This window comes from Kitasatospora sp. NPDC056181 (assembly GCF_042266225.1).
In the GTDB taxonomy this organism is placed as follows: domain Bacteria; phylum Actinomycetota; class Actinomycetes; order Streptomycetales; family Streptomycetaceae; genus Kitasatospora.
In genome coordinates this window covers 1-1,988 of sequence record NZ_JBHJUK010000134.1, presented here as the reverse complement: position 1 = coordinate 1,988, position 1,988 = coordinate 1, and the positions used below count along the sequence as shown (strand labels likewise).

Annotated in this window: 2 protein-coding genes and 1 pseudogene; 2 read left to right on the top strand and 1 reads right to left on the bottom strand. The window is 76.9% G+C overall.

The window, feature by feature from the left end:
- Positions 1–1,010 (bottom strand): endonuclease/exonuclease/phosphatase family protein (locus tag ACFC1F_RS34475; RefSeq protein WP_376164358.1); only part of this gene is annotated, 1,010 nt, incomplete at its 3' end.
- A gap of 78 nt (positions 1,011–1,088) precedes the next feature.
- Here ACFC1F_RS34475 and ACFC1F_RS34470 point away from each other — a divergent pair.
- A complete protein-coding gene (locus ACFC1F_RS34470) occupies positions 1,089–1,742 on the top strand; it encodes a PadR family transcriptional regulator (protein WP_209411173.1) in 654 nt (217 codons plus the stop codon).
- Positions 1,743–1,816: 74 nt separating this feature from the next.
- Positions 1,817–1,988 (top strand): annotated as a pseudogene (locus ACFC1F_RS34465) (ABC transporter ATP-binding protein); the annotation flags it as partial.

The following is a 1,988-nucleotide window of genomic DNA, read 5'->3' as shown; positions in this document are numbered from 1 at the left end:
GGGGGGGCCCGGGGGGGGGCCGGGTGGGGGTCCTGGTGACAGCGCGACACCTGCACCACCAGCGGGCGGTGGTCCGAGACCGCAGCCCGCGGGGCGGCCGCCGGGCCGACCGCGGCCCGCGGCACGCCCACCGCCAGCACGTGGTCGAACTGCACGGCCGGCCGGTGCGAGGGGTAGGTGGGGGTGCGTGCCAGGTCGTGCCAGCCCTGGAGCCGGGCCCGCGGCTCCCGCACCCGCCGCCGGCGCGGTTCCACCAGGACCGGCCTGGCCCGCCGCGCCGCCCGCAGCTCGCGGACCCGCGCCCGCGGGGCCGTCCGGTCCAGCGCCGTCGCCCCGCCCAGCACCGTCCGCGGCACCGCGCCGATCAGGTTGAAGTCCCCCAGCACCAGGTACGGCTGGGGCAGGTCGGCGATCCACCGGCGGATCCCGGCCAGCTGTGCCATGTTCCAGCCCGGCACGAAGGACAGGTGTGCGGCCACCACCGTGAACGGCCCGCGGTCGCCCTCCAGCACCGCCGCCAGCGCGGCCCGGGGTTCGTCCGGGACGGGCGTCAGACCGCGCCGCCCGGCCACCCGCAGGGGCAGCCCGAACGGTGCCGGGGCGAACCGGCGGGCCCGCCAGTGCCGCACCGGCAGCCGGGTCAGCAGTGCCGTCCCGTACGCGGACGGGGCGTCGTCGCCGACCTCGCCCGGCCCGTACACCTGGATGCCGGCGGGCTCCGAGGGCTCCCGCACCCAGCCGGCCACCGGTGCCGGACGGCCGTGCAGCGCCGCCGCGAACCGCCAGTCCGCGGCGCCCATCGCCTTGGCGGCGACCGCCGTCTGGTCGGTCCCGCCGGAGCGCGGCTGGTACCGGTCGACCTCCTGGAGCGCCAGCACGTCGGCGTCCAGCGCGGCCACCGCCTCGGCGAGCGGCCCGCCCGCGTCGGCCGGGTAGGGCCGCGGGGCGCCGTCCGGGGCGAGCGGCTGACCGTGCAGCAGATTGAAGGTGGCGATGCGCAACTGGCTCACAGGGCACGACGGTACCCGCTCTCCGGGGGAGGGGGCGCCGCTTGAGCGGACCGGGTATACCGGGTATACATACTCGGTATGTCGATCCGCCACGGTCTGCTCGCCCTGCTCGACCAGGGCCCCCGCTACGGCTACCAGCTGAGAACCGAGTTCGAGGCACGTACCGGCGCCACCTGGCCGCTCAACGTCGGGCAGGTCTACACCACGCTCTCCCGGCTGGAGCGCGACGGCCTGGTCGAGCCCGCGGGGGAGGACGACGAGGGCCACCAGTTCTACGCCGTCACCGACGCCGGCCGCGCCGAGCTGCGCGCCTGGTTCGACACCCCGGTGCCCCGGACCAGCCCGCCCCGCGACGAGCTGGCGATCAAGCTGGCCATGGCGGTGACCGTCCCCGGCGTGGACGTGCCCGCCGTCGTCCAGGGCCAGCGCCGGCACAGCGTCAAGGCGCTCCAGGACTACACCCGGCTCAAGGGCCGGGCGCTGGCCGGCGAGACCCGCCCCGGCGCCGCCGGCCAGCCGGCCGGCCCGGGCAGCGACCTCGCCTGGCTGCTCGTCCTCGAACAGCTCATCTTCCAGACCGAGGCCGAGATCCGCTGGCTCGACCACTGCGAGACCAGGCTCGCCCAGCACGCCGAGATCGAGCAGGCCAGGGCCGCCGAGGCCCGCAAGGCGGAACCCGGCGCCGCGTCCGGGCCGGCCGCCCGGATCGGGCGCCGCAGGTCCAGGGCCTGACGCCCGTCCCGACCTCACGAACCACCCGGCCCGGTCGGTCACCCCGACCCGGGCCCAGAACAGCAGGGGGAAGTGTGTCCCACACCGATCCGACCAGGAACGCCACCCAACCGGTGCTCCACCTGGACCGCGTCACCCGGGTCCACGGTCAGGGCGCGGCCGAGGTGCAGGCGCTGCGCGGGGTCGACCTGAAGGTCCACCCCGGCGAGTTCGTCGCCGTGATGGGCCCGTCCGGCTCCGGCAAGT